The organism is Streptomyces sp. NPDC002676, assembly GCF_053592455.1.
In genome coordinates this window covers 315,379-335,500 of record NZ_JBSFVT010000002.1, presented here as the reverse complement: position 1 = coordinate 335,500, position 20,122 = coordinate 315,379, and the positions used below count along the sequence as shown (strand labels likewise).

The window sequence follows — 20,122 nt, the reverse complement described above, 5'->3', positions numbered from 1 at the left end:
CGAATCGCCGTGGCCTGACGAGCCGGCTCACCTGACAGTAGCGCGGCTGCGGTTGGGCGTATTGTGCCCGGGCACAAAACCGGGGCGCAGAATTCCGGCGACCGCCCGTTGTGCCGATGGCCGTGTACACGCCACGCTGCTGCGCGGTGCGTTGCGTTGCGACTGCCGCAGTGTGACGCCCGGACGGTCGTCGTAACGGGAAGGGCATCGATGGAACGTGAACCAGGGCAGCAGGAGTTCGGTCGGCGCCGGTTCCTTGGATATGTGCTCGCCGCGTCGACGCTGACCGTCGCCGCCCAGCTGGGGGAGACCGCCGCGGCCCCGGACGCCGCTGCGGCGGTCCCCGGGGTGCCGGAGCCCGCCGAGCTCTACGACCTCAACGACATGCTGACGGACGCGACCCTCCCCACCGCGAACCTGATCACGATCCGGGTGAACCCGGACGGGACCGCGTCGTTCGCGCTGCCGCGCGCCGAGGTCGGGCAGGGGATCACCACCTCCACCGCCATGCTCATCGCGGAGGAGCTGGACCTGCCGCTGGACCGGGTCCGGGTCTCGCTCGCCGACGCCCGGCCCGAACTGCTCTTCAACCAGCTGACCGGCGGCTCCAACACCACGATCTCGACGTACACCCCGATCCGGGTGGCCGCGGCGACGGCCAGGCACCGCCTGCTGCAGGCCGCTGCCGACGAGCTGGGCGCCCCGCTGTCCGCCCTCTCTGTGCTCCAGGGCGTGATCACCGCGCCGGACGGCCGGGGTATCAGCTACGCCGACCTCGCCGTCAGGGCCGCGAGCCTGACGGACCTCAAGGTCACCGTCGAGCTGAAGGCGGCCTCCGCGTTCACCGTCATCGGCACTCCGCAGAACCGCGTCGACGCGCTGGCCGCCGTCACCGGCCGCAAGCAGTTCGCCATGGACGTCAAGGTCCCCGGCGCCCTGCCCGCGATGATCTGCCGACCGCCGACGATCAACGGCACCGTGCGCTCGGTGCAGAACCTGGCCGCTGTCCGGGCCATGCCCGGCATCACCGACGTCGCCGTGGTCTCCACCGGCGTCGCCGTGCGCGGACGTACCTTCGGACAGTGCATCGACGCCGTCCGCGCGCTCCAGGTGACCTGGGGGCCGGGCAGCGAGGACGCCGCGACCGACGCCACCGTGCTGCAGGAACTGCGGGCCGCGGAGAACCCGCTCACCGTGCCGCCGCTGCCCCTGCTGACCAAGGCCGTCGACGCCCGTTTCACCTTCCACTTCGCCAGCAACAGCGCCCTGGAGACCAACTGCGCCGTCGCCGACGTGGGTTCGGGCAGCGCCGAGATCTGGGCCTCCGTCAAGTCGCCGATCACCGCGCAGGAGGAGATCGCCGCCAAGCTCGGGCTCCCCGTCGGCGCGGTGACCGTGCACGTCACCGAGGGCGGCGGCTCCTTCGGCCGTAAGCTCTTCCACGACGCCGCACTGGAGGCCGCCGAGGTCTCGCAGAAGATGGGCAAGCCGGTCCGGCTGATGTGGCACCGCACCGACGACTTCCGGCACGGCCGCGTCCACCCGATGTCCACCTCGCGGGTGCGCGCTACCTACTCGCTCGGTCAGGTGCTCACCCTCGACCAGCGGCACACCTCGGTGGCCACCGAGTTCGGGCACGGACTCGGCGAGATCATCACCGCCGGCGCCGCCAAACTCCCCGTCGGCGGGCTCGCCTTCTCCGAGACCATCTTCACGCTCACCCAGCAGACCCCGTACAACTTCGGTGTTTCCACCCAGCTGCTCACCGAGGTCGACAACGGCTTCCACACCGGCAGCATGCGCAACATCTACTCGCCCAACGTCCGTTGCGCGCAGGAGCTGATCGTGGACCAGCTGGCCGAGGCCATGGGCAGCGACCCGTACCGGTTCCGCCGCCAGTTCCTCAAGGGGGACCGCGCCCGGGCCGTGCTCGACAAGGTCGCCGAGGTCGGCAACTGGGGACGTACGATGGCCCCCGGCACCGCCCAGGGCATCGCGATCCACCCCGAGTACCACGGCTTCGTCGCCGTCCTCGCCGAGATCGACTGCACCCCGGCCACGGTGAACCGCAAGGTCCGCGACGCCGTCACCGGCCCCCGGGTCACCAAGGTGGTGTGCGCCGTCGATGTCGGCCTCGCGGTCAACCCGCGCGGCCTGGAAGCCCAGATGATGGGCGGCATCATGGACGGCATCGCCATCACCCTCACCTCCAGCCTGCACCTCAAGGACGGGCACTTCCAGGAGGGGAGCTGGGACAACTACTTCTACACCCGGCAGTGGAACACCCCGCCGGAGCTGGAGATCGTGGTGATGCCGCCGACCACCGGAACCCCGGGCGGCGCGGGGGAGTTGGCCGTCGCCGGCGCGATGGCCGCCGTCGCCTGCGCCTACGGCCGGGCCACCGGGACCATGCCGACGAGCTTCCCGATCAACCACGAGGCGCCGCTCGCCTTCGACCCGCTCCCCACCGTCCCGCCGATCCCGCAGTCGCCCACCGACGGCCTCAGCCGCACCTTCTAGGAGCAGACGCCGTGCCTCAGCACACCTTCATCCTCAACGGCAAGCAGGTCACCGTCGACGTCGAGGACGACGTCCGGCTGCTCTGGGTCCTGCGCGACATCCTCGGCGTCACCGGTCCCAAGTACGGCTGCGGGCTCGGCGTCTGCCAGGCCTGCACCAGCCACATCAACGGTAAGGCCTTCAACCCCTGCTGCGTCCCGGTCGGCGAGGTCAAGGCCGGGGACGAGGTCACCACCATCGAGGGGCTGCCCGCCACCGTCGGCAAGGACCTGCACCCGATGCAGGAGGCCTGGCTGCAGCTCGACGTCCCGCAGTGCGGGTACTGCCAGCCCGGCCAGATCATGACCGCCGTCGCCAAGGTCCTCCAGGCCCGCGCGGACGGACGGAACTTGACCGACGCCGACCTCGACGAGATCCGTAACATCTGCCGCTGCGGCACCTACCACCGCATCCGCGAGGCCATCATGGCGGCGCAGAACAAATTCTGACGAACCGCCACTCGCACCCGACGTCCGCGCTAAAGAGTCCACGAGAGAGGAGACACCCGGCGCCGCCTTCTCGGCGCCGGGCTGCTGCCCAGTGGCCCGCTCAGCCGCGCAGCGCGGAGGCGAAGATGCCCGGGAGGGCGGTCGCTCGCGGTCGGGCAGCGAACGCGGTGAGCCGCCGGGCCGTCGTCGCCGCGGTGCGGTTGGAGACGAACCAGAGCGGCTTGGGGGACAGCGCGAGTTCGCCGTTCAGGACCGAGCGCGGGGCCGGGCGGAACGGGCCGCGTACGACGGTGCGTTCGGGGGAGTCGAGCAGGACCGCGTTGTGGACGACTCCGATACCGCTCTGGACATCCTGGAGCGTGTGGCCGGGGAAAGCGCCCCAGGTGGCGGTGGGGGTGAGGTAGCCGAGGGCGGTCCAGGCGTTGACGGCGACGGTGCCGTAGCGCAGTTCGGCGACGGCGGCGTCGAAGGCCGGGCCGAGCTCGCGCAGGGTGCGCGGGTCGCAGATGACGTTGGCGCCGAGGGTGCCGAGGAGTTCGTCGTTGGCCGCCTTCACCGCCGCTTCGAGGAACTGCGCGGGTGTGCCGGGTAGTTCGACGATGCCGAGGACGGGGGAGAAGTACTCGGTGGTCAGCGCCGACTCGTTGTCGCCGGGGTGCAGCCCGGGCAGCAGGACCCGTCCGTGGGCGAGGCGTTCCGCGCCCGGGTGGGTCTCGACGGCTCCCGCCACCCGCGAGTCGCTGCCGGGGTAGTAGGCGGGCCGGGCGGGTGCGGCGGCCAGGGCCTGTCGCAGCAGCTGCAGGAAGCGGTCCTTGAGCGCCCAGTCCTGACTGACCATCACAACCTGTCCGGCGACGCAGTTGTAGCCGCCGTTGTGCAGCCGCTGCGTTGCCACGTGTTCGGCCTGGAAGCGCAGGTCGGCCTCGGACCAGTCCCCGGGGACGACGATGACCGGCGACACGCCGCCCAGTTCACTGGTGACCGGCTTGTCCAGCAGCGGCGTTCCGGCCGCCTTGCGCTCGGCCGCCTCGGGGCCGGTGCCGAAGACGATGGCGTCGTGCGTGGCGGCGCTGCCCGTCATGTGCACGTGGGCGACCCGCGCATGGTGCACGAGGTAGCCGCCGACGTCCGCGCCGCCGGTGACGATGCGCACCGCGCCGAGGCTGATGAACGGTGCCAGCACCGCCCGGAAGACCTCCAGCATCGGGTCGGTGATCGGGTTCAGCTTCAGGACGACGACGCGGTTGTGCGCGTACAGCTCGTAGAGCACGTCCAGGACAGGGATGGAGGTGATGTTGCCCGCGCCCAGCACCACGCCGATCCCGCTCGTCGCCGTGGGTGTGCGCTGCGCCAGGCCGGCGCGCTCGCGCACCTCCTGGGCGCTGGTGCCGGGCCGCATCCACACCTCGGCGGTGAAGCCGCTGAGCAGCAGCTTGTCGTAGATGCCGTGCGGCAGGACCTGCACGGCGACCCGGCCGCCCGGGGCCCGGCCGAGGGTGTAGTCGTCGACGGGGCTGCGGCCCGACTCCAGCGCCCGCACCGTCGCGGCCAGCGCCGCCGCACCGGTCAGGACGGCGTACGGTCCGGACGTCCACTCCTCGCCCAACAGTACGCTGTCGGCGGGCAGTTGCTTGAAACGGGCGGCGGCGTCGACCCACGCCTGGGCCTGAGCGGCCGTCGCGGCGTGCACCTGCTCCAGCAGCTCCCGGCGCCGGGCCAGACCGCAGGCCGCCCAGGCGGCCTCGCCCTCGGCCAGCTCGGCCAGCACCTGGTCGATCCGGTCCGCCTGGGCGGTCCCCGGCTGCATGGATGTGGTCATCGGGTGGCTCCCTTGATCAGGTCGGCCGCCTTCTCGGCGGCCATGAGAGTGGGGGCGTTGGTGTTGCCCCGTGGCACGGTCGGGAACACGGAGGCGTCCACCACGCGCAGGCCCGCGACGCCCAGGACGCGCAGCTCGGGGTCGACCACCGTGCCGATCGCGCAGCTGGAGGTGGGGTGGAACAGGGTCATGCCGGTGCGGCGCGCCCAGGCGAGGATATCCGCCTCCGAGTCCGAGGCGGGCACGCTGAACCCGGTTGTGGCGAAGTCTGCCAAGGGCTTTGCCGCCACGATCTCCAGAGCGGTCCGGACGCCCGACACGATGGCGGCGCGGTCCTCGTCCGTGGTCAGGTAGTTGTGGCGGATGCGGGGCGCGGCGTCCGGTCGCGCAGAGCGCAGCGTCACCTCACCGCGGCTCGTCGGCGCCAGCACGCACGGCGCGAGGCCGAAGCCGTGCTCGGTCACCACCCCCAGTCCCTCCTCATGGAAGAGGACGGGGGCGAAGTGGAACTGCACATCCGGCGCGGCCAGTTCGGGGCGGCTGCACACGAAGCCGCCCGCTTCACCGATGTTGGAGGTGAGCGGGCCGCGGCCCTCGCGCTGCAACAGCTCGGCGTTGGCCGGGCTTGCTGCCGTGTAGAGCGACTCGGCGTCGGTGCGGTAGTTCAGCAACGCCATGAAGTGGTCCTGGAGACCTTGACCCACCGGCAGATCGGCGACGACCTCGATCCCGTACGCCGAGAGCGCCTCGGCCGGCCCGAGACCCGAGAGCATGAGCAGCTTGGGCGACTCGTACGCACCGGCGGAGACCACCACCTCCCGTTCCGCACGCAGCAGTTCGGCCGAGGATGATCCGGCCGACCGTACCTCCACGCCGGTCGCCCGGCCCGCGTCCAGGACGACACGCAGCGCCTGTGTGTGCGGGAACACGGTGAGGTTGGGCCGGTCCAGCGCCGGGTGCAGCCAGGCCGCCGCGGCGCTGTGCCGCATCCCGTTGCGCTGGGTCAACTGATACTGGCCGAAGCCGAGTTGACTGTCCCCGTTGAAGTCCTCGGCGCGCTCGTGGCCCGCGCGCACCGCCGCCTCCACGAAGGCGGCTGCCAGCGGGTGCCGGGAGCGGCCCTCACTCACGCGCAGGGGGCCCCCGACGCCGTGGAACGCATCCGCACCGCGCTCGTTGTCCTCGCAGCGCCGGAAGTACGGCAGCACCTCCTCGTACGACCAGCCGGCCGCGCCCGCGGCTGCCCACCCGTCGTAGTCGGCTCGGTTGCCGCGGATGTAGATCATCGCGTTGATCGAGCTGCAGCCGCCGAAGACCCGGCCCCGGGGGAGGTAGGCCCGCCGGCCGTCGAGCCCGGGCTCGGGCTCGGTGTCCAGATCCCAGTCGAGGTCGCTCTTGAACAGCTGGCTGAAGGCGGCAGGCACGTGGATCTCCTGCGCCGTGTCCGGGCCGCCGGCCTCCACCAGCGCCACCCGCACGTCCGGATCCTCGCTCAGCCGGGCCGCGAGCACACAGCCCGCCGATCCGGCTCCGACGACGACGTAGTCGTAGCTCATGCCCTCATCCACGTGATCTCCTCGACCGACCGGCAGAGAGCGCGGAGACTGTGCCTCCGCACCAAGCGCATGGCGGCTCCACTGCGCGCTGACCGCGATCGTCCTAGCAGGGGCGGGGATTTGACCATAGGCGGTCGGTGAAGATGTCGTCGACATGCTTGTGCGGCCGCACAAGCATGGGGCAGCCTGCCGCCATGCAGCCGCACCTCGCCTCCGAGCCGCACGTCGCGGGGCTCGTCGCCCGCCTCCTCGGGGCGGTGGACCCATTGGCCGACGAGCTGACCGAGGGCATCTTCCTGGGCGAACTGGCCTATGCCCACAACCCCCGGCTCACCCACGACCAGCTGCGTGGCGCCGTCTACGACAATCTGCGCACGCTGCTCTCCGCCCTGCAAGGGTGCCCGATGAGCCTGGACGCCGCCCGCGCGGCCGGCCGTCTCAAGGCCGAACAGGGGATCCCCCTTGCGGCCCTCCTGCACGCCTACCGGCTGGCCGGCCGCTTCATCTGGGAGCGCCTGCTGACCGTGGCCGAGGCGGAGGGGTGCGCCACCGAACTCCTGCCGGTCGCCTCCGACGTCTGGCTGATCATCGACGAGTTCTCCAGCGCCGCCGCGGACGCCTACCGGGCCGCTGTCGAGGAGCAGGCCCGGCACGACGCCGAAATGCGTGGAATCCTGCTGACCGGGCTCCTGGACGGCAGCGTCGGCAGCGGCGTCCGCGCTGCGGAGGTCCTGCGCACCCTGCGCCTCGACGGCCCTGGTGTCCTGCTCGTCGTCCATGCCCTGACCAGCACGCCGCTGCTTGCCGAGAACCGCCTGCGCGCCTCGGGAGCTGCCGGGGTGTGGGTGCAGCAGATCGGGGCCCGCGTCGGCGTGCTCGCCGCCGTCGACGAACAGGCGGCCACGGCTCTCGTCGAGCACCTGGACGCAGCGGCCGACTGCCGCATCGGGGTGAGCCGGCCCTTCGCCACCCCCACCGACGCCCCGGGCGCCTGGCGACAGGCCCAGCAGGCCGCACGATGCCTTCCCCGAGGGGTCAACGGCTGCCATGTCTATGGCAGTTCACCCATCACCCTGCTCGCCGCAGCCTCCCCGGAGGTCGCCGCCGAGGTCGCCGCCACCGTCCTCGGCGGCCTGCGCTCCCTGCCCGAACCGGAGCAGCAGGTGCTGCTCGACACCCTCGACGCCTGGTTCGCCGTCGGCGGCTCGACCACCCGCGCAGCCGAGCACCTGCACTGCCACCGCAACACCGTCCTGTACCGCATCAACCGCATCCAGGAACTCACCGGCCGCGGGATCGCCGACGCGGTCTCGACGGCCGAGCTGTACGTCGCCCTGCATGCCCTGAGTATCAGCGGTGCGTGAGTGTTCCCAGTGCGGCTGTTGAGCCCGGACGGTGGCCGTGGGCCAGGCAACGCGGCCTGGTCCACGGCAGGTTCGCACGCTCAGCTCACGGCGGCGCCGAACCACCGGGGCAGTCGGCTGAGCAGATCCTGCTGATCCTCACCGACCCACGCCACGTGACCGTCCGGCCGCAACAGCACTGCGGGCGCGTCCAGTTCCTCGCTGACGTCGACGACATGGTCGACCCGGTCCGCCCAGCCCGCCACCGAGAGCCGGCCGGTCTGGTCGAGCAGCAGCCCACGACCGGCATGCATCGACTCATACAGGCGCCCCTGCTTCAGCTTCACGTCCCGCATGCGCCGGCCGAGCAGTTCGTGGCCCTCGCCGAAGTCGTAGCGGACCCCGACCGCGGTGATCATCTCGGTCACGTACCGGTTCACCTCCTCGAAGTCCATCAGCTTCGAGAACAGCTCCCGCAACGCGGTCGGACCCGGATCGGACCCCAGCAGCGTCATCTGCGCGCGGGTGTTGTTCAGCACGCGGGCGCCCACCGGGTGCCGTTCGCAGTGGTAGCTGTCCAGCAGCCCCTCCGGTGCCCAGCCGCCGACCGCGGCGGCCAGCTTCCAGCCCAGGTTGAACGCGTCCTGGATACCGAGGTTGAGCCCCTGACCGCCGGTCGGCGGGTGGATGTGCGCCGCGTCGCCGGCCAGCAGCACCCGGCCGACCCGGTAGCGCTCGGCCTGCCGGGTGGCGTCGCCGAACCGGGAGAGCCAGCGCGGCGAGTGCGCCCCGAAGTCGGTGCCCGCGAAGGCCCGCAGCTGCTTCTTGAACTCCTCCAGGGTCGGCGCGGTCACACGGTCCTCCGCCACGCCGTCGGCGGGCACGACGACGCGATACGCCCCGTCCCCGAGGGGAATGGCACCGAACCGCGGTTGGGTCCTGCGGACCTCGTCGACGATGGCGGCAACCTTCTTGGGATCCTCGGTCAGCCGCAACTCACCCAGCAGCGTCTCGACCCTGGCGGGCTCGCCGGGGAAGCCGACGCCGAGCTGCTTGCGCACCATGCTCCGGCCGCCGTCGCAGCCGACGAGGTAGCGCGAACGCAGGTGCGAGCCGTCCGCCAGCTCGACGGTCACCCCGTTCTCGTCCTGGCTCAGCCCGACCGCTTCGCAGCCGCGCCGGATCTCGGTACCGAGTTCGAGGGCACGCTCGTTGAGCAGCCGCTCGGTGACCGGCTGCGGGGTGGCGAGGCCGTACGGGTGAGCCGTGTCCAGCCGGTCCGGCCACGGCTTGGCGATGCCGCCGAAGAGACCGCCGACCTGGAACTTCTCACTGACCGCGCGGAACCGGTCCAGCAGGCCGCGCTGGTCCATCATCTCGACGCTGCGCGCGTGCAGGCCCTGTCCGCGGGACTGCTCGGTCGGTTCGGTCAGCTTCTCCAGCACGACGACGTGGACACCGTGCAGCCGCAACTCGCAGGCCAGCATCAAGCCGGTCGGTCCGCCGCCGACCACGATCACGTCAGTCATCAAAATCCCCGTTCAACGCGATTGGATTCATCAGCAAAAGAGCACGTACTTCGCGAATCGCTGATTTCCGTAGTTTCTGGCTTCGGCTGGAGATTCTGCAGCACGACCAGGGCCTTGCCGCAAGGCCCCCCGTGCGCTATATGTTGAGAGTGGCAAGGAGTGGGTAACCTCCTTGCCTTTGCTGTTTGTCGTTCAGCCGGCGCAGCGGCTGACGCCGTCGGGGTGCAGGACAGGCATGGCCGCATGCTTCCCTGCCACGTAATTCCCCTGACAGTGGATGTCAGGGGAGTGTCCCTAACCTGCGGTGCATGAACGACTTCGACTTCCTGCACGGTTCCTGGGACGTGGCCAATCGCCGTCTCACCGCACCGCTCGGCCCGGGCCCCGCCACCTGGGCGGAGTTCCCCGGTCACGCGGTTATCCGGCCGCTGTTCGGGGGCGCCGGCAACATCGACGAGATCACCTTCCCCACCCTCGGCCGCCAGGGCGTGACCCTGCGACTCTTCGACCGCGAGACGGAGCGCTGGTCGATCCACTGGTCCGACAGCCGGACGGGCCGACTGGATCCCCCGGTGGTCGGCGGCTTCACGGGCGACCGTGGTGACTTCCACGGCGACGACACCTACGACGGCCGCCCGATCCGGGTGCACTTCACCTGGTACCGCCTCGGCCCCGACGCCGCGCGCTGGGAGCAGGAGTTCTCCGCCGACGACGGCCGCACCTGGGAGATCAACTGGATCATGGACCTCACCCGTACCGGGGCGGCCGGCGCATGAGCATCGTCGAACTCCGGCAGTACACCCTGCATCCCGGCGCCCGGGAAACCCTGATCGAGCTGTTCGAGCGCGAGTTCGTGACCGGCCAGCACGCGGTCGGCATCACCGTCGGCGGACGTTTCCGCGACCTGGACGACCCGGACCGCTTCGTCTGGCTGCGCGCGTTCCCCGACATGACGCACCGCCGGCGCGCGCTGGAGGCCTTCTACACCGGCCCGGTCTGGCGCGAGCACCGCGACGCGGCCAACGCCACCATGATCGACAGCGATGACGTCCTGCTGCTGCGCGGCCCGGGCTTCGCACCGGAGCCGGGCACCCGCGAGGTGGTCGCCACGGTCTGCCGGCCGTCCGACGCGGCTGCCTTCGACGCGTACGCCGCCCGGCACCTGACCCCGGGCCATGCGCTGCACCGCACCGAGCACACCGAGAACGACTACCCCCTCCTACCCGTCCGCACCGGAGAGGACGTCCGGGTCTGGTTCGGCCTGTCCGAGCCACCGCCCTGGCCGATCCGGCGGCTGCGGCTGGAACCCGTGACGGCTTAGCCTCGCGCCCCGGGGCACGAGCGCACGGGGGAGATGCGCCCGTGGAGGTACTGCCATGCCCGCCCAGCCCCTTGACCCCCGGCCCGTCGACCCGTCGGCCCGACCGAGGTCAGCCCGGGCGCCCCCCGCTACGAGGCGCTGCGCCGGTGGTCATGCGGGTCAGCTCCAGTGGCCCGCGGCGGCGGTCTCGGCGACGTAGTCCTGGAACGACCTGGGCGGTCGGCCGAGCGCCCGCTCCACGCCGTCGGAGACCCCCGCGCCCCGGCCGTCACGGATGTCCACGAGCAGGCCGGTGAGCAGACGCGCGACGTCTGCGGGCACGCCTTCGGCGACCATACGGGCCACGAAGACATCGGGGTCGACGTCGAGGTGACGGACCGTCCGGCCGGTGGCCGCGGCGATCAGGTCGGCCGCCTCGGCGAAGCTGATCGCCTGGGGGCCGGTCAGCTGGTAGGTCTGTCCGCTGTGGCGGTCCTCGGTCAGCGCCGCGGTGGCGACCTCGGCGATGTCCTCGGCGTCGACGAACGGCGTGCGCCCGTCACCGGTGGGCAGGGCGAGGGATCCGGCGAGGACGCCCGACAGCCAGAAGGACTCGCTGAAGTTCTGTGCGAACCAACCGGGTTGCAGGATGGTCCAGTCGATGCCTGAGTCGCGGACGGCCTGTTCGGCGGCCTTGAGCGGGTGGCCGTCGTCGGCCCGGCCGACGCCGTGGGCCGAGAGCAGGACCAACCGCCGCACGCCCGCGGCGACCGAGTCGGCCACCAAGCGCGGGATGCGTGCCTGCCGGTCCATACCGGACCGGAGGTTGGGCTCCACGAGGTAGACGGCGGCGGCGCCGTCGAGGGCGGGCGCCCAGGTTGCCGGGTCGTCCAGGTCGAAGTGGACGTCGCCGCCGGTGCGGGACGCGGTACGGACCGGCCGGCCGATGGCCGTCAGCCGGCTGGCGATACGGCGGCCGGTCTTGCCGGTCCCGCCGAGGACGAGGATGTTCTTCATGCCCTCCAGACAACCCCGGCAAGCACAGACGATCCATGGGAGACAGTCGCCCATCCCTTTGTGATCGTCTAGCGTGGGCCGGCATGGACGTCCTGAGCGATCTTCTGCACCGGGCCCGCGCCAGGAACGCGAACATCAGGCAACTGATCCAGCGGCCACCCTGGTCGATGACCTTCGCCGGTGCCCCACCGCTCACGGTCGTGGCCACCCTCGGCGGCCACGCGTCGGTCCGGCTCGACGACGACCCGCAGGCCACGCCGGTGCGGCTGGCCGCCGGGGACATCGCTCTCATCAGCGGCACCGATCGGTACACCATCGCCGACGCCCCGGACACCCCGCCGCAGGTGGTGATCCGCAACGGAAGCAAGCACGTCATCGACAGCGAGGCGGCAGCCCGGCACCACCTGGCACCCCGCACGTACGGCGACGGACTGCCCGGCGCCACCACCCTGCTCCGCGGTGCCTACGAACTCCGCGGCGACGTGGGCGAGCGCCTGCTGGACATGCTGCCGCCCCTGGCCGTCGTACCCGCCGGGCCGCGCACCCGGGCGGCACTGGACCTGCTCGCCGCCGAAGTGGCCCACGAGGAACCCGGCCAGGACGCCGTCCTGAACCGGCTGCTGGACCTCGTACTGGTGCTGGCGCTGCGCGCCTGGTGCGCCCGGCCGCAAGCCGAACTCCCTGCCTGGCACGGTGCTTTGGCCACCCCGGCAGTCGGCGACGCGCTGCGCCTGCTGCACGAGAACCCCGCGTACCGGTGGACCGTCGCCGAACTGGCCGCGCGGGTCGGCCAGTCCCGAGCCACCTTCGCCGCACGCTTCACCGGCGCGGTCGGCGAGCCCCCGCTCACCTATCTCACCGGCTGGCGGATGGCCCTGGCCGCTGATCTGCTGCGCGACACGGACAAGACTGTTGCCGCGGTGGCGCACGAGGTGGGATACGAGGACGCGTTCGCGTTCAGCGTGGCGTTCAAGCGGGCGCGCGCAATGAGCCCGTCGGACTGGCGGCGGCAGGTGCGGTCGGGACAACGGGTCGATTCATGACGCCGCAGTGGCCTGTGCCGCCGCATCCTGATCGTTGCCACTGAAGATCGATACCCCCTAGGTTCGTGTGAACGAGGTTGGACCGGCTTGGTTCGCGCGTCAGGAGCGGCAGGGTGACTGAGACTGATCTGGAGCTGAGCGACGGCCGTAGGCTGCACGTCTACGACACCGGTGGGGATGGCTCCGATGACCGGCTCGTAGTCTTCTGGCATCACGGCACGCCGAACATCGGCGCACCCCCTGAGCCTCTCTTCCCGGCCTCCGCCGATCTCGGGATCCGCTGGGTGTCGTACGACCGGCCCGGTTACGGCGGGTCGACGCCGCGCCCGGGCCGGGACGTGGCGCGGGTGGCCACCGACGTCGGCCACATCGCCGATGCGCTGGGCATCGACCGGTTCGCGGTCATGGGGCATTCCGGCGGCGGTCCGCACGCCTTGGCTTGCGGCGCCCTGTTGCCGGAGCGTGTCCTCGCCGTGGTGAGCGTGGCGGGACTTGCTCCCTTCGGCGCCGAAGGGCTCGACTGGTTCGCGGGTATGACGGAGTCCGGCGCCGCGGCTCTGAGGGCCGCGGCTGACGGGCGTGCGGCGAAGGAGAAGTACGAGGCGAGCGCCGAGTACGACCCGGACATGTTCACTCCGGCCGACCATGCCGCGCTCTCCGGCGCATGGTCCTGGTTCGGCAGCGTCGTCGGTCCGGCCGTGGAGGCGGGCCCAGGCGGGCTGATCGACGACGATCTGGCGTACGTCGCCCCGTGGGGCTTCGATCCCGCGCAGCTCAGCACGCCGGTCCTCTTCCTGCACGGTGACCAGGACCGGATCGTGCCCAGCACGCACAGCCAGTGGCTTGCTAACCGTTGCCCCGCGGCAGAGCTGCGGCTGAGCGCCGGCGACGGGCACATCTCCGTTCTCGACGCCGGCGCCTCCGCCCTGCACTGGCTCTCGCATCATTCAGGCCGCTGATCCCGTCGGCGTGATGGCGCCCCGGCCGCCCTGTGCTCCGCGGCGGCTGGATCAGCCGTCGGACCGGTACGGCAGCAGGTGTCGTCCCCGAGGTTGGCCGCCGCGTTCAGGGCGCGTTGAGTCTTCGTCCCAGTTCAGCTCGGGAGTACCTCCGGTCACCCCCGGCGGCCCTGCCCCCAGCGCGGCGAGCGCCGTTGACGATCGCGGTGGTGGCAAGACTCGTCACGGTAGCCGACGTGTGCGGAGCCCTGCCGAGGAGAGGATCGACGCTCGGCCTGGCCTTTCGGCGCCAGGCAGGAGAGGGCGCGTGTGTGACTCGCTCTGGAAGATCGGCTGGAGATCACCGAACGGCACCGCCGTGCGCACCGTTGGCGGGTGGCGGATCAGCCACCGCAAGGTGACGCTACGCCGTACTCCCCTGAGCGGCGTGACGAAGTCCGGCTGAGCAGACCGTTGTTCAGAGTGCGCGGGAGCTCATCTGCTGCACGTGCTGCCACTTCGGCGGGCCACGTCGGCAGGTGTGAGGGCAGTGGCCGGGTGACGGCGTGGCGCCGGTGATGGAATGATGAGCGATGACATAAGGCGACGGCGGTCCGAGGAAGCCGGTGTGAATCCGGCGCGGTCCCGCCACTGTGACCGGTGAGCAACGCCCCGGGAGCCAGAAGACTCACGCGGTCGCCTCCTCAAGGAACACCGGGGCGGATCTCCCCGGGAGGGGAGTGGCGCGGCGTGCCCAAGAGGCCGAAGGAAAAGGCATCAGGCCGGGCTGTGAAGGGGAGCGATTCGGCGCCGTGCCGGGTCGTCGTGTGCCGGGACTGCTGCTGCGGCAGTCCCAAGGTGACAGGGGTCGATCACGCGGCGCAGACCGCGCGTCTGCGGGCTGCGGTGCCGACGCGCATCTCCGACTGCCTCGACGTGTGCGATCAGGCCAACGTCATCGTCGTACAGCCGTCCGCCGCGGCTCGGGCCGCCGGTGCGCGGCCGGTCTGGCTGGGGCTCGTCAACGATGCGGACGCGACCGAGGACATCGTCACCTGGGTGCGTGCCGGCGGCCCGGGCGTGGCGCCTCAGCCGGACATCCTCGACCTGTACGCCTTCAAGCCCCCGCGGCGCCGAGCGAAATCCTGACTTTCGGCACGCTGCGGTGCCCTGAAAGAGCCTCACGGCGGACACCACGCCTGCCGACCGCTCGAAGGACCACGCCCAGACCTGACTAGTCGAGTTGGCCCGGGTCGCCCAGCATTCTCGCCACGGCTGCGCGAGCATGACGGGCCGGGGCCGGGTCGCCACTGATGCCGGCCGTCACGATCGCTCCCTCGGCGAGGAGGACGACGGGTTCGGTGACCGGCACCCCGGAGGCACGGACCCACAGCGCGATCTGGTCGTGGAACGCCTGCTTGTGCGACCGGACTTCGGCGAGCACCGCCTCGGACGACGAGCCGAGTTCGCCGTAGGCATTGACCCACGCGCAGCCGCGGAAGCCGGGCTGGGCGAACCACTCCCCAAGCCAGTCGAAGATCGCCAGGACGCGCTCGCGAGGATCCGGGACCTGTTCCACGTGAGCGGCCAGGTCTCCCCGCCATCGTTGGTCGCGGCGTTTGAGCATCGCCACGACGAGCTCCTCCTTCGCCGCGAAGAGGCGGTAGATCCGCTTCAGCGGCAAGCCGGAGGCTGCGCGGACCTCGTCCATGCCGACGGCCTGGATGCCTCGCTCGTAGAAGAGCCCCTCCGCCGCGTCGAGCAGTGCCGCACGGTCCAGGCGGTTCTGTTCCTCGGTGACCGGGGCTGGCATGCGGGGCTCCTTGACGTCGAGAACGATCGTTCCCTACTTTAGTCGTCCACCGACCGAGAACGCACGTTCTCAATGCGAGGAGGTTGCAGTGCCGGAAGACCGCCCGCCCTGTCCGCCCTTCACCCGGGAGACCGCCCTGCAGAAGGTCCAGGCCGCCGAGGACGCCTGGAACACCCGCGATCCCCAGCGCGTGGCACTGGCCTACACGCCGGACTCGACGTGGCGGAACCGGGACACGTTCGTCAGAGGCCGCGAGGAGATCGTCGCCTTCCTGACGCGGAAGTGGGAACACGAACTGGACTACGCGCTGCGCAAAAGCCTCTGGGCGTTCGACGAGAACCGGATCGCCGTCCGATTCCAGTACGAGTGGCACGACGCCGCGGGCCAGTCGTGGCGCAGTTACGGCAACGAACTGTGGGAGTTCGACGAGCGCGGCCTCATGCGGCGCCGCGAGGCCAGTATCAACGACGTCGCCATCAGCGAAGCCGACAGGCGCATCCACGGTCCGCGGCCCGTGGACGACCACGGGATCGACATCCCGCTCCAGTAGCGCCCGCCCGTTTACCTCTCAGGTCATCGACCCCGGTGCGCCCGCCTGACAGGATGATCGGCGTACGGAGTCGAATCGAACCGGAAGGACGTCATGCCCGCCTACGCCATAGCCCACCTGCAGGAAGCCGCCCCGCACCCGGAGATCGCCGAGTACATCGAGCGCATCCCCGGCACCTTCGAGCCCTACGGCGGCCGTTTCCTGGTGCACGCCATGCCGCACGAGGAGAAGGAGGGCAGCTGGCCCGGACATGTCGTGGTCATCGGCTTCCCCGGGATGGACGAGGCCCGGGCCTGGTGGGACTCGCCCGCGTACCAGGAGATCGCACCGCTGCGCTCGAAGCACATCGCGGGCGACATCATCCTGGTACCGGGCGTCCCCGAGGACTACGACTCCGCCGCTACCGCACAGGCGATGCGCGAGGCCATGTCCGCTCAGTAGCGTCAGAGCTTCGTACCGAAGTCCTGCGTCCACCACGGGCCGCCCGTGCCCTTGTGGACGCCCACGCCGATGTTCTTGAACCCGCAGTTGAGGATGTTGGCGCGGTGGCCGGGGCTGTGCATCCAGGCGTCCATCACGGACTGCGCGGTCTGCTGGCCCCGGGCGATGTTCTCCCCGTACGTGGACCAGCGGTAGCCCGCGGCGGTGATGCGCTGCCCCGGGTCGGCGCCGTCCGGGTTGGTGTGGTCGAAGAAGTTGCGCGCGGCCATGTCGTCGGAGTGGGCCTGTGCCGCCTTCTCCAACTGCGGGTTCTCCGTGACGGGGCCGCAGCCTGCCGCCGCCCGCTCCTTGTTCACCAGCGCGACCACCTGCGTCACGGTGTCCGAAGGGGCCGCCGGCACCTGTGGGGCAGGGGGTGCGGTCCGAGTGGGCCGGGCGGTCTGCGCGGGAGCGGATGCGCTCTTTTTGGCGGGGCGCGGGGTCTTCTTGGCGACCGGTGCCTTTTTCGTTGCCGACGCGGTCGGCGTGGGAGACGGCTTCCGGGACGGCGCAGAGGTCTCGACCTCACGAGGGGCGGAGAGGTCCGCGACGGGATCGCCGGGGGTCTGTGCGGTCGTCGCGCCGGCGGGCCCCGTCCCGGAGCCGGTCTCGAAGTACCAGAGTCCGCCGCCCGCGACACAGGCCGCGATCACGGCGCCGCCGACGGCCCGGCGTCGTATTCGCCGACGTCGGCGCGCCTCGCCGCGGGAGCCCGCCCGGCCACGGGCGGCCCGGCGCCCGGTCGCCGGGCCAGTAACGGCGTGCCCCGCAGACGTACCCCCTGCGTCTATCGAGCCTGCCGTCGCTGCGTGTGCCGAGCCCGCCATCGCCATGCTGCCCGCGGTGGGACCCCACTTGGCGAGCAGCGCGGCCGACAACGGGACCAGCGCCAGGCCGGCCAGGAGCCCCTCCGCGGGCATCAACCCGCTCCACAGGCCGGAGCAGCGCATGCAGCCGCGGGCGTGCCGGGCTATTCGCTTGCGCCAGAGTGCCGAGGGCCGGCCGTCCCAGACAGCCACTACGCCTCGGAGTTCCTCGCACGGCGGCTGTGTGTCGAGCGCCCGCACCACCACGCGGGCCGCCTCCAGTTGCGCCTTCATCCGCTGCACCCGCACCGCGGCGTGCTGCGGCGAGAGTTCCAGGGCCGCCGCGACCTCGTCGCGGGTCAGCTCACCGGCGCACTCCAGCCACCACAGCGACAGCAGTCCCCGATCGTCCTGATCCAGCCAGCGAGTTGCGCGCGCGGTCTCCTGGCGCTGGCCGGACAGCTGGAGCTGCACCATCGTCAGGTCCACGAAGTCCGCACCCGGGTCCGCGACATCCCCGGCTTCCTCCATGGCGTCCGGTGCGGACTGCCGGGACTGCCAGTGCGCACGGACCTGGTTCATCGCGATCGCCACGAGCCAGGAGCGGAAGCGCTCGGGCGTACGCAGATCGCCGAGCGCGCCCAGGGCGCGGAGCATCGTGTCCTGCACCACGTCGTCGACGTCGACCGAGCCGTTCAGAGCACGGCCCACGATGTTGTAAACCAGCGGAAGGTACGCGCTGACCAGGGCGTCCTGGGCCGCCGGGTCGCCTGCTCGGGCAGCGGTCACCAGCGCTGCCGACTCCACCGTGTGCTCTGTACTCATCAAAAGCTTCCCTGTCCTCGAAGCCGGACGGCTCTGCCCGACACATGGGAGACCGCCCGGCGAGCCCCGGATAACGCTTTTTCGGAGACTCGTTCGAGGAGAGGTTCGTCGCACCGGCCGACGACCGCAATGGAAGGGATCACAGTGAGGGCCGTTGTGGGTGCTTCAGAGGGTGCTTGAGATGGGCGACGGGACGGCGTCCCGGGTATACCCGGGACGCCTGGGAGTTGCCACCTGTACCGCGGGTACCGTCATGAGCTACGGCGACGGCGTGCGACCAGCATGGTGCCGGCGCCCGCTGCGACCAGAGAAGCCGCAATACCACCCATGATCAGCTGCTTCGTGCCGTTGTCGCCGGTGTTCGCGAGGTGCCCGCGTTCGTGCCCGCGTTCGTCCCCGCGTTCGTGCCCGGGCTGCCCGTGGTGTCCGTGCTCCGGCTTCTCGTGGTGCCCGTGCTCCTCGTCGTGCGGGTGGTGCGGCCTCGGCGGCTTCGGCGGGTAGGGGGGATAGGCGGTCTTGGTCGGGTGCGGCCCCCCGTACAGGGTGTGGTCCCGGGCGTGCGCGGAGCCCGCGTTCACCAGTGGGGCGGTGACCAGCAGTGCAGCCACGGCGGCTGAGGCCAGAACAGATGGCCGTCTCGGCGATGTCGTCATTCTCTCCACTTTCCTCGGACTGATCAGAGCTTGGCGGCAAGGTCAGTACTAATAACTGGATAGTGGAACAAACAGGAAATGCACGGCCTATCTGATGCTGTGGCGCTCATAAGCCACCGGATGGTGTAGTGCGCGGGGGGCCGGGCCGCACGTTTCGAGCCTTGTAGAAGCGCCGGATCAGCGACGGCAGCACATGGAAGTGCTCGGGGTGGAAGGACGGCGAACATCAGGTCCGGCCCGTAGACGCGGCGCAGCCAAGGCCGGCCCGGCGCGGTGGCCGGCCCACATCATGGGCATGCCGTCCGGGACTGTGAGACCGGATCTGATCCGTCGAGCTCTGCCTTTACCTGGTCGTACACCCACCGGTACGTCACCTCCAGGCCCTGCGCGAGCGAGGTCTCGGGGGTCCAACCGAGTTCCTTGCGGATCCGGGTGTTGTCACTGTTGCGCCCACGCACCCCGAGCGGGCCGGGGATGTGGCGGTGGCGCAGCCGGACGCCCGCGATCTGCTCGACGAGCGCGTACAACTGGTTGATGGAGACCAGTTGGTCCGAGCCGATGTTGAGCGGGTCGCTGTGCTTGCTGCGGGTCAGACGCAGGGTGCCGTCGACGCAGTCGTCGATGTAGGTGAAGCTCCGGGTCTGCTCGCCGTCGCCCCAGATCTCGACCTCGTCGGCGCCGGTGAGCACGGCGAGGGCGACCTTCCGGCAGGCCGCGGCGGGTGCCATTTCCCGGCCGCCCGTCCAAGTGCCGTGCGGGCCGTAGACGTTGTGGTAGCGCGCGACGCGTGTGGCCAGCCCGTAGTCCTCGCGGAAATGGCGCGTCATGCGCTCGCTGAACAGCTTCTCCCAGCCGTAACCGTCCTCGGGCATGGCGGGGTAGGCGTCCTCCTCGCGCAAGGGGAGTACGTCGGCGTCGGTCTGCTTGTCGGCGGTGTACACGCAGGCGGATGACGCGTAGAAGTAGCGGCCGACGCCGACGTCCCTGGCGGCGAGCAGCATGTGTGCGCTGGAGAGGACGGAGAGCGTGCAGGCGGCCTTGTTGTTCTCGATGGAGCCCATACCGCCCGTGTCGGCGGCGAGGTGGTACACCTCGCCGGCCCCGCCCACCAGGACATCGGCGCAGGTGTCACGCAGGGACACGTCGGCGACCACGTTCTGCGCCCCGTCGTGGACCTGGTACCACGCGTGCAGCGGCTTGCGGTCGACGGTCCGCACGCGGCGGCCCTCGGCGAGCAGGGCCCGAGTCAGATGCCCGCCGATGAACCCTCCGCCTCCGGTCACCACAGCATCGATGGAACCCACAACCCACTCCTACCACTAGCTTACTCAGGGCAGGAGATACGGTTACGCGCTAGACATCCTTTATCACCGCATTTAGGAATGACTCTCTGACAAGCCCACCCTCCTGGCGGAGCGGCGCGGAGGGCAGGCGAGTAGCTC

General features: G+C 70.8%; 18 protein-coding genes and 1 riboswitch. Of the genes, 10 read left to right on the top strand and 8 right to left on the bottom strand.

All coding sequences use genetic code 11. The features are described from left to right. The first annotated feature begins 210 nt into the window (after nt 1-210). Both ACWD3E_RS08575 and ACWD3E_RS08570 read left to right on the top strand, forming a co-directional pair. Nucleotides 211-2,520 (top strand): molybdopterin cofactor-binding domain-containing protein, encoded by a 2,310-nt coding sequence (locus tag ACWD3E_RS08575; RefSeq protein ID WP_451386792.1) that lies wholly within the window; start codon nt 211-213, stop codon nt 2,518-2,520. 11 nt (nt 2,521-2,531) lie between these two features. Beyond that, nucleotides 2,532-3,008 carry a (2Fe-2S)-binding protein gene (locus ACWD3E_RS08570; protein ID WP_451386791.1) on the top strand — a complete coding sequence of 159 codons (477 nt, stop codon included), beginning with the start codon at nt 2,532-2,534 and terminating at the stop codon, nt 3,006-3,008. A gap of 100 nt (nt 3,009-3,108) precedes the next feature. On the opposite strand, the gene ACWD3E_RS08565 is transcribed toward ACWD3E_RS08570, so the two are convergent. Together ACWD3E_RS08565 and ACWD3E_RS08560 are read right to left on the bottom strand one after the other, a co-directional pair. Then, entirely contained in the window at nt 3,109-4,827 is a 1,719-nt protein-coding gene (locus tag ACWD3E_RS08565) for an aldehyde dehydrogenase family protein (protein WP_451386790.1), read from the bottom strand. Further along, complete coding sequence (locus ACWD3E_RS08560; RefSeq protein ID WP_451387116.1) at nt 4,824-6,383, bottom strand: GMC family oxidoreductase; 1,560 nt, start codon at nt 6,381-6,383, stop codon at nt 4,824-4,826. Before ACWD3E_RS08560 ends, ACWD3E_RS08565 begins: the two co-directional genes overlap by 4 nt. 194 nt (nt 6,384-6,577) lie before the next feature. Between ACWD3E_RS08560 and ACWD3E_RS08555 the strand changes: the two genes are divergently transcribed. Further along, nucleotides 6,578-7,747 carry a PucR family transcriptional regulator gene (locus ACWD3E_RS08555; protein ID WP_451386789.1) on the top strand — a complete coding sequence of 390 codons (1,170 nt, stop codon included), beginning with the start codon at nt 6,578-6,580 and terminating at the stop codon, nt 7,745-7,747. 80 nt (nt 7,748-7,827) lie between these two features. Here ACWD3E_RS08555 and rox read toward each other — a convergent pair whose 3' ends face one another. Next, entirely contained in the window at nt 7,828-9,255 is a 1,428-nt protein-coding gene (gene rox / locus ACWD3E_RS08550) for a rifampin monooxygenase (protein ID WP_451386788.1), read from the bottom strand. A 308-nt stretch (nt 9,256-9,563) separates the two neighbouring features. On the opposite strand from rox, the gene ACWD3E_RS08545 reads away from it, so the two are divergent. Together ACWD3E_RS08545 and ACWD3E_RS08540 are read left to right on the top strand one after the other, a co-directional pair. After that, entirely contained in the window at nt 9,564-10,031 is a 468-nt protein-coding gene (locus tag ACWD3E_RS08545; RefSeq protein WP_451386787.1) for a hypothetical protein, read from the top strand. Further along, nucleotides 10,028-10,576: an NIPSNAP family protein gene (locus ACWD3E_RS08540; RefSeq protein ID WP_451386786.1), complete on the top strand. Its 549-nt coding sequence runs from the start codon at nt 10,028-10,030 to the stop codon at nt 10,574-10,576. Before ACWD3E_RS08545 ends, ACWD3E_RS08540 begins: the two co-directional genes overlap by 4 nt. A gap of 159 nt (nt 10,577-10,735) precedes the next feature. On the opposite strand, the gene ACWD3E_RS08535 is transcribed toward ACWD3E_RS08540, so the two are convergent. Next, on the bottom strand, nt 10,736-11,572 hold the full coding sequence (locus ACWD3E_RS08535; protein WP_451386785.1) for an NAD(P)H-binding protein: 837 nt from the start codon (nt 11,570-11,572) through the stop codon (nt 10,736-10,738). 83 nt (nt 11,573-11,655) lie between these two features. Here ACWD3E_RS08535 and ACWD3E_RS08530 point away from each other — a divergent pair, with 83 nt between their 5' ends. The 3 genes from ACWD3E_RS08530 (at nt 11,656) to ACWD3E_RS08520 (ending at nt 14,702) form a co-directional block, all read left to right on the top strand. Further along, entirely contained in the window at nt 11,656-12,615 is a 960-nt protein-coding gene (locus ACWD3E_RS08530; RefSeq protein ID WP_451386784.1) for an AraC family transcriptional regulator, read from the top strand. Between the two features lie 113 nt (nt 12,616-12,728). Next, nucleotides 12,729-13,574: an alpha/beta fold hydrolase gene (locus ACWD3E_RS08525; protein ID WP_451386783.1), complete on the top strand. Its 846-nt coding sequence runs from the start codon at nt 12,729-12,731 to the stop codon at nt 13,572-13,574. A gap of 571 nt (nt 13,575-14,145) precedes the next feature. Then, nucleotides 14,146-14,263: riboswitch (cobalamin riboswitch) on the top strand. A 79-nt stretch (nt 14,264-14,342) separates the two neighbouring features. Beyond that, the gene (locus ACWD3E_RS08520; RefSeq protein WP_451353934.1) at nt 14,343-14,702 is read left to right on the top strand and encodes a (2Fe-2S) ferredoxin domain-containing protein; all 360 of its coding nucleotides are present in this window, start codon (nt 14,343-14,345) and stop codon (nt 14,700-14,702) included. 85 nt (nt 14,703-14,787) lie between these two features. Here ACWD3E_RS08520 and ACWD3E_RS08515 read toward each other — a convergent pair whose 3' ends face one another. Continuing rightward, a complete protein-coding gene (locus tag ACWD3E_RS08515; protein ID WP_451386782.1) occupies nt 14,788-15,366 on the bottom strand; it encodes a TetR/AcrR family transcriptional regulator in 579 nt (192 codons plus the stop codon). An 88-nt stretch (nt 15,367-15,454) separates the two neighbouring features. Here ACWD3E_RS08515 and ACWD3E_RS08510 point away from each other — a divergent pair, with 88 nt between their 5' ends. Both ACWD3E_RS08510 and ACWD3E_RS08505 read left to right on the top strand, forming a co-directional pair. Next, complete coding sequence (locus tag ACWD3E_RS08510; RefSeq protein WP_451386781.1) at nt 15,455-15,916, top strand: nuclear transport factor 2 family protein; 462 nt, start codon at nt 15,455-15,457, stop codon at nt 15,914-15,916. A gap of 93 nt (nt 15,917-16,009) precedes the next feature. Then, complete coding sequence (locus ACWD3E_RS08505; RefSeq protein WP_451386780.1) at nt 16,010-16,357, top strand: DUF1330 domain-containing protein; 348 nt, start codon at nt 16,010-16,012, stop codon at nt 16,355-16,357. Between the two features lie 2 nt (nt 16,358-16,359). Here ACWD3E_RS08505 and ACWD3E_RS08500 read toward each other — a convergent pair whose 3' ends face one another. The 3 genes from ACWD3E_RS08500 to ACWD3E_RS08490 all read right to left on the bottom strand — a co-directional run bounded on the left by ACWD3E_RS08500 (nt 16,360) and on the right by ACWD3E_RS08490 (nt 19,984). Then, a complete protein-coding gene (locus tag ACWD3E_RS08500; protein WP_451386779.1) occupies nt 16,360-18,027 on the bottom strand; it encodes a sigma-70 family RNA polymerase sigma factor in 1,668 nt (555 codons plus the stop codon). Between the two features lie 251 nt (nt 18,028-18,278). Continuing rightward, nucleotides 18,279-18,635, bottom strand: coding sequence for an LPXTG cell wall anchor domain-containing protein (locus tag ACWD3E_RS08495; RefSeq protein WP_451386778.1), 357 nt, complete (start codon nt 18,633-18,635; stop codon nt 18,279-18,281). A gap of 332 nt (nt 18,636-18,967) precedes the next feature. Beyond that, the gene (locus tag ACWD3E_RS08490) at nt 18,968-19,984 is read right to left on the bottom strand and encodes an NAD-dependent epimerase/dehydratase family protein (RefSeq protein ID WP_451386777.1); all 1,017 of its coding nucleotides are present in this window, start codon (nt 19,982-19,984) and stop codon (nt 18,968-18,970) included. Between the last annotated feature and the right edge of the window lie 138 nt (nt 19,985-20,122).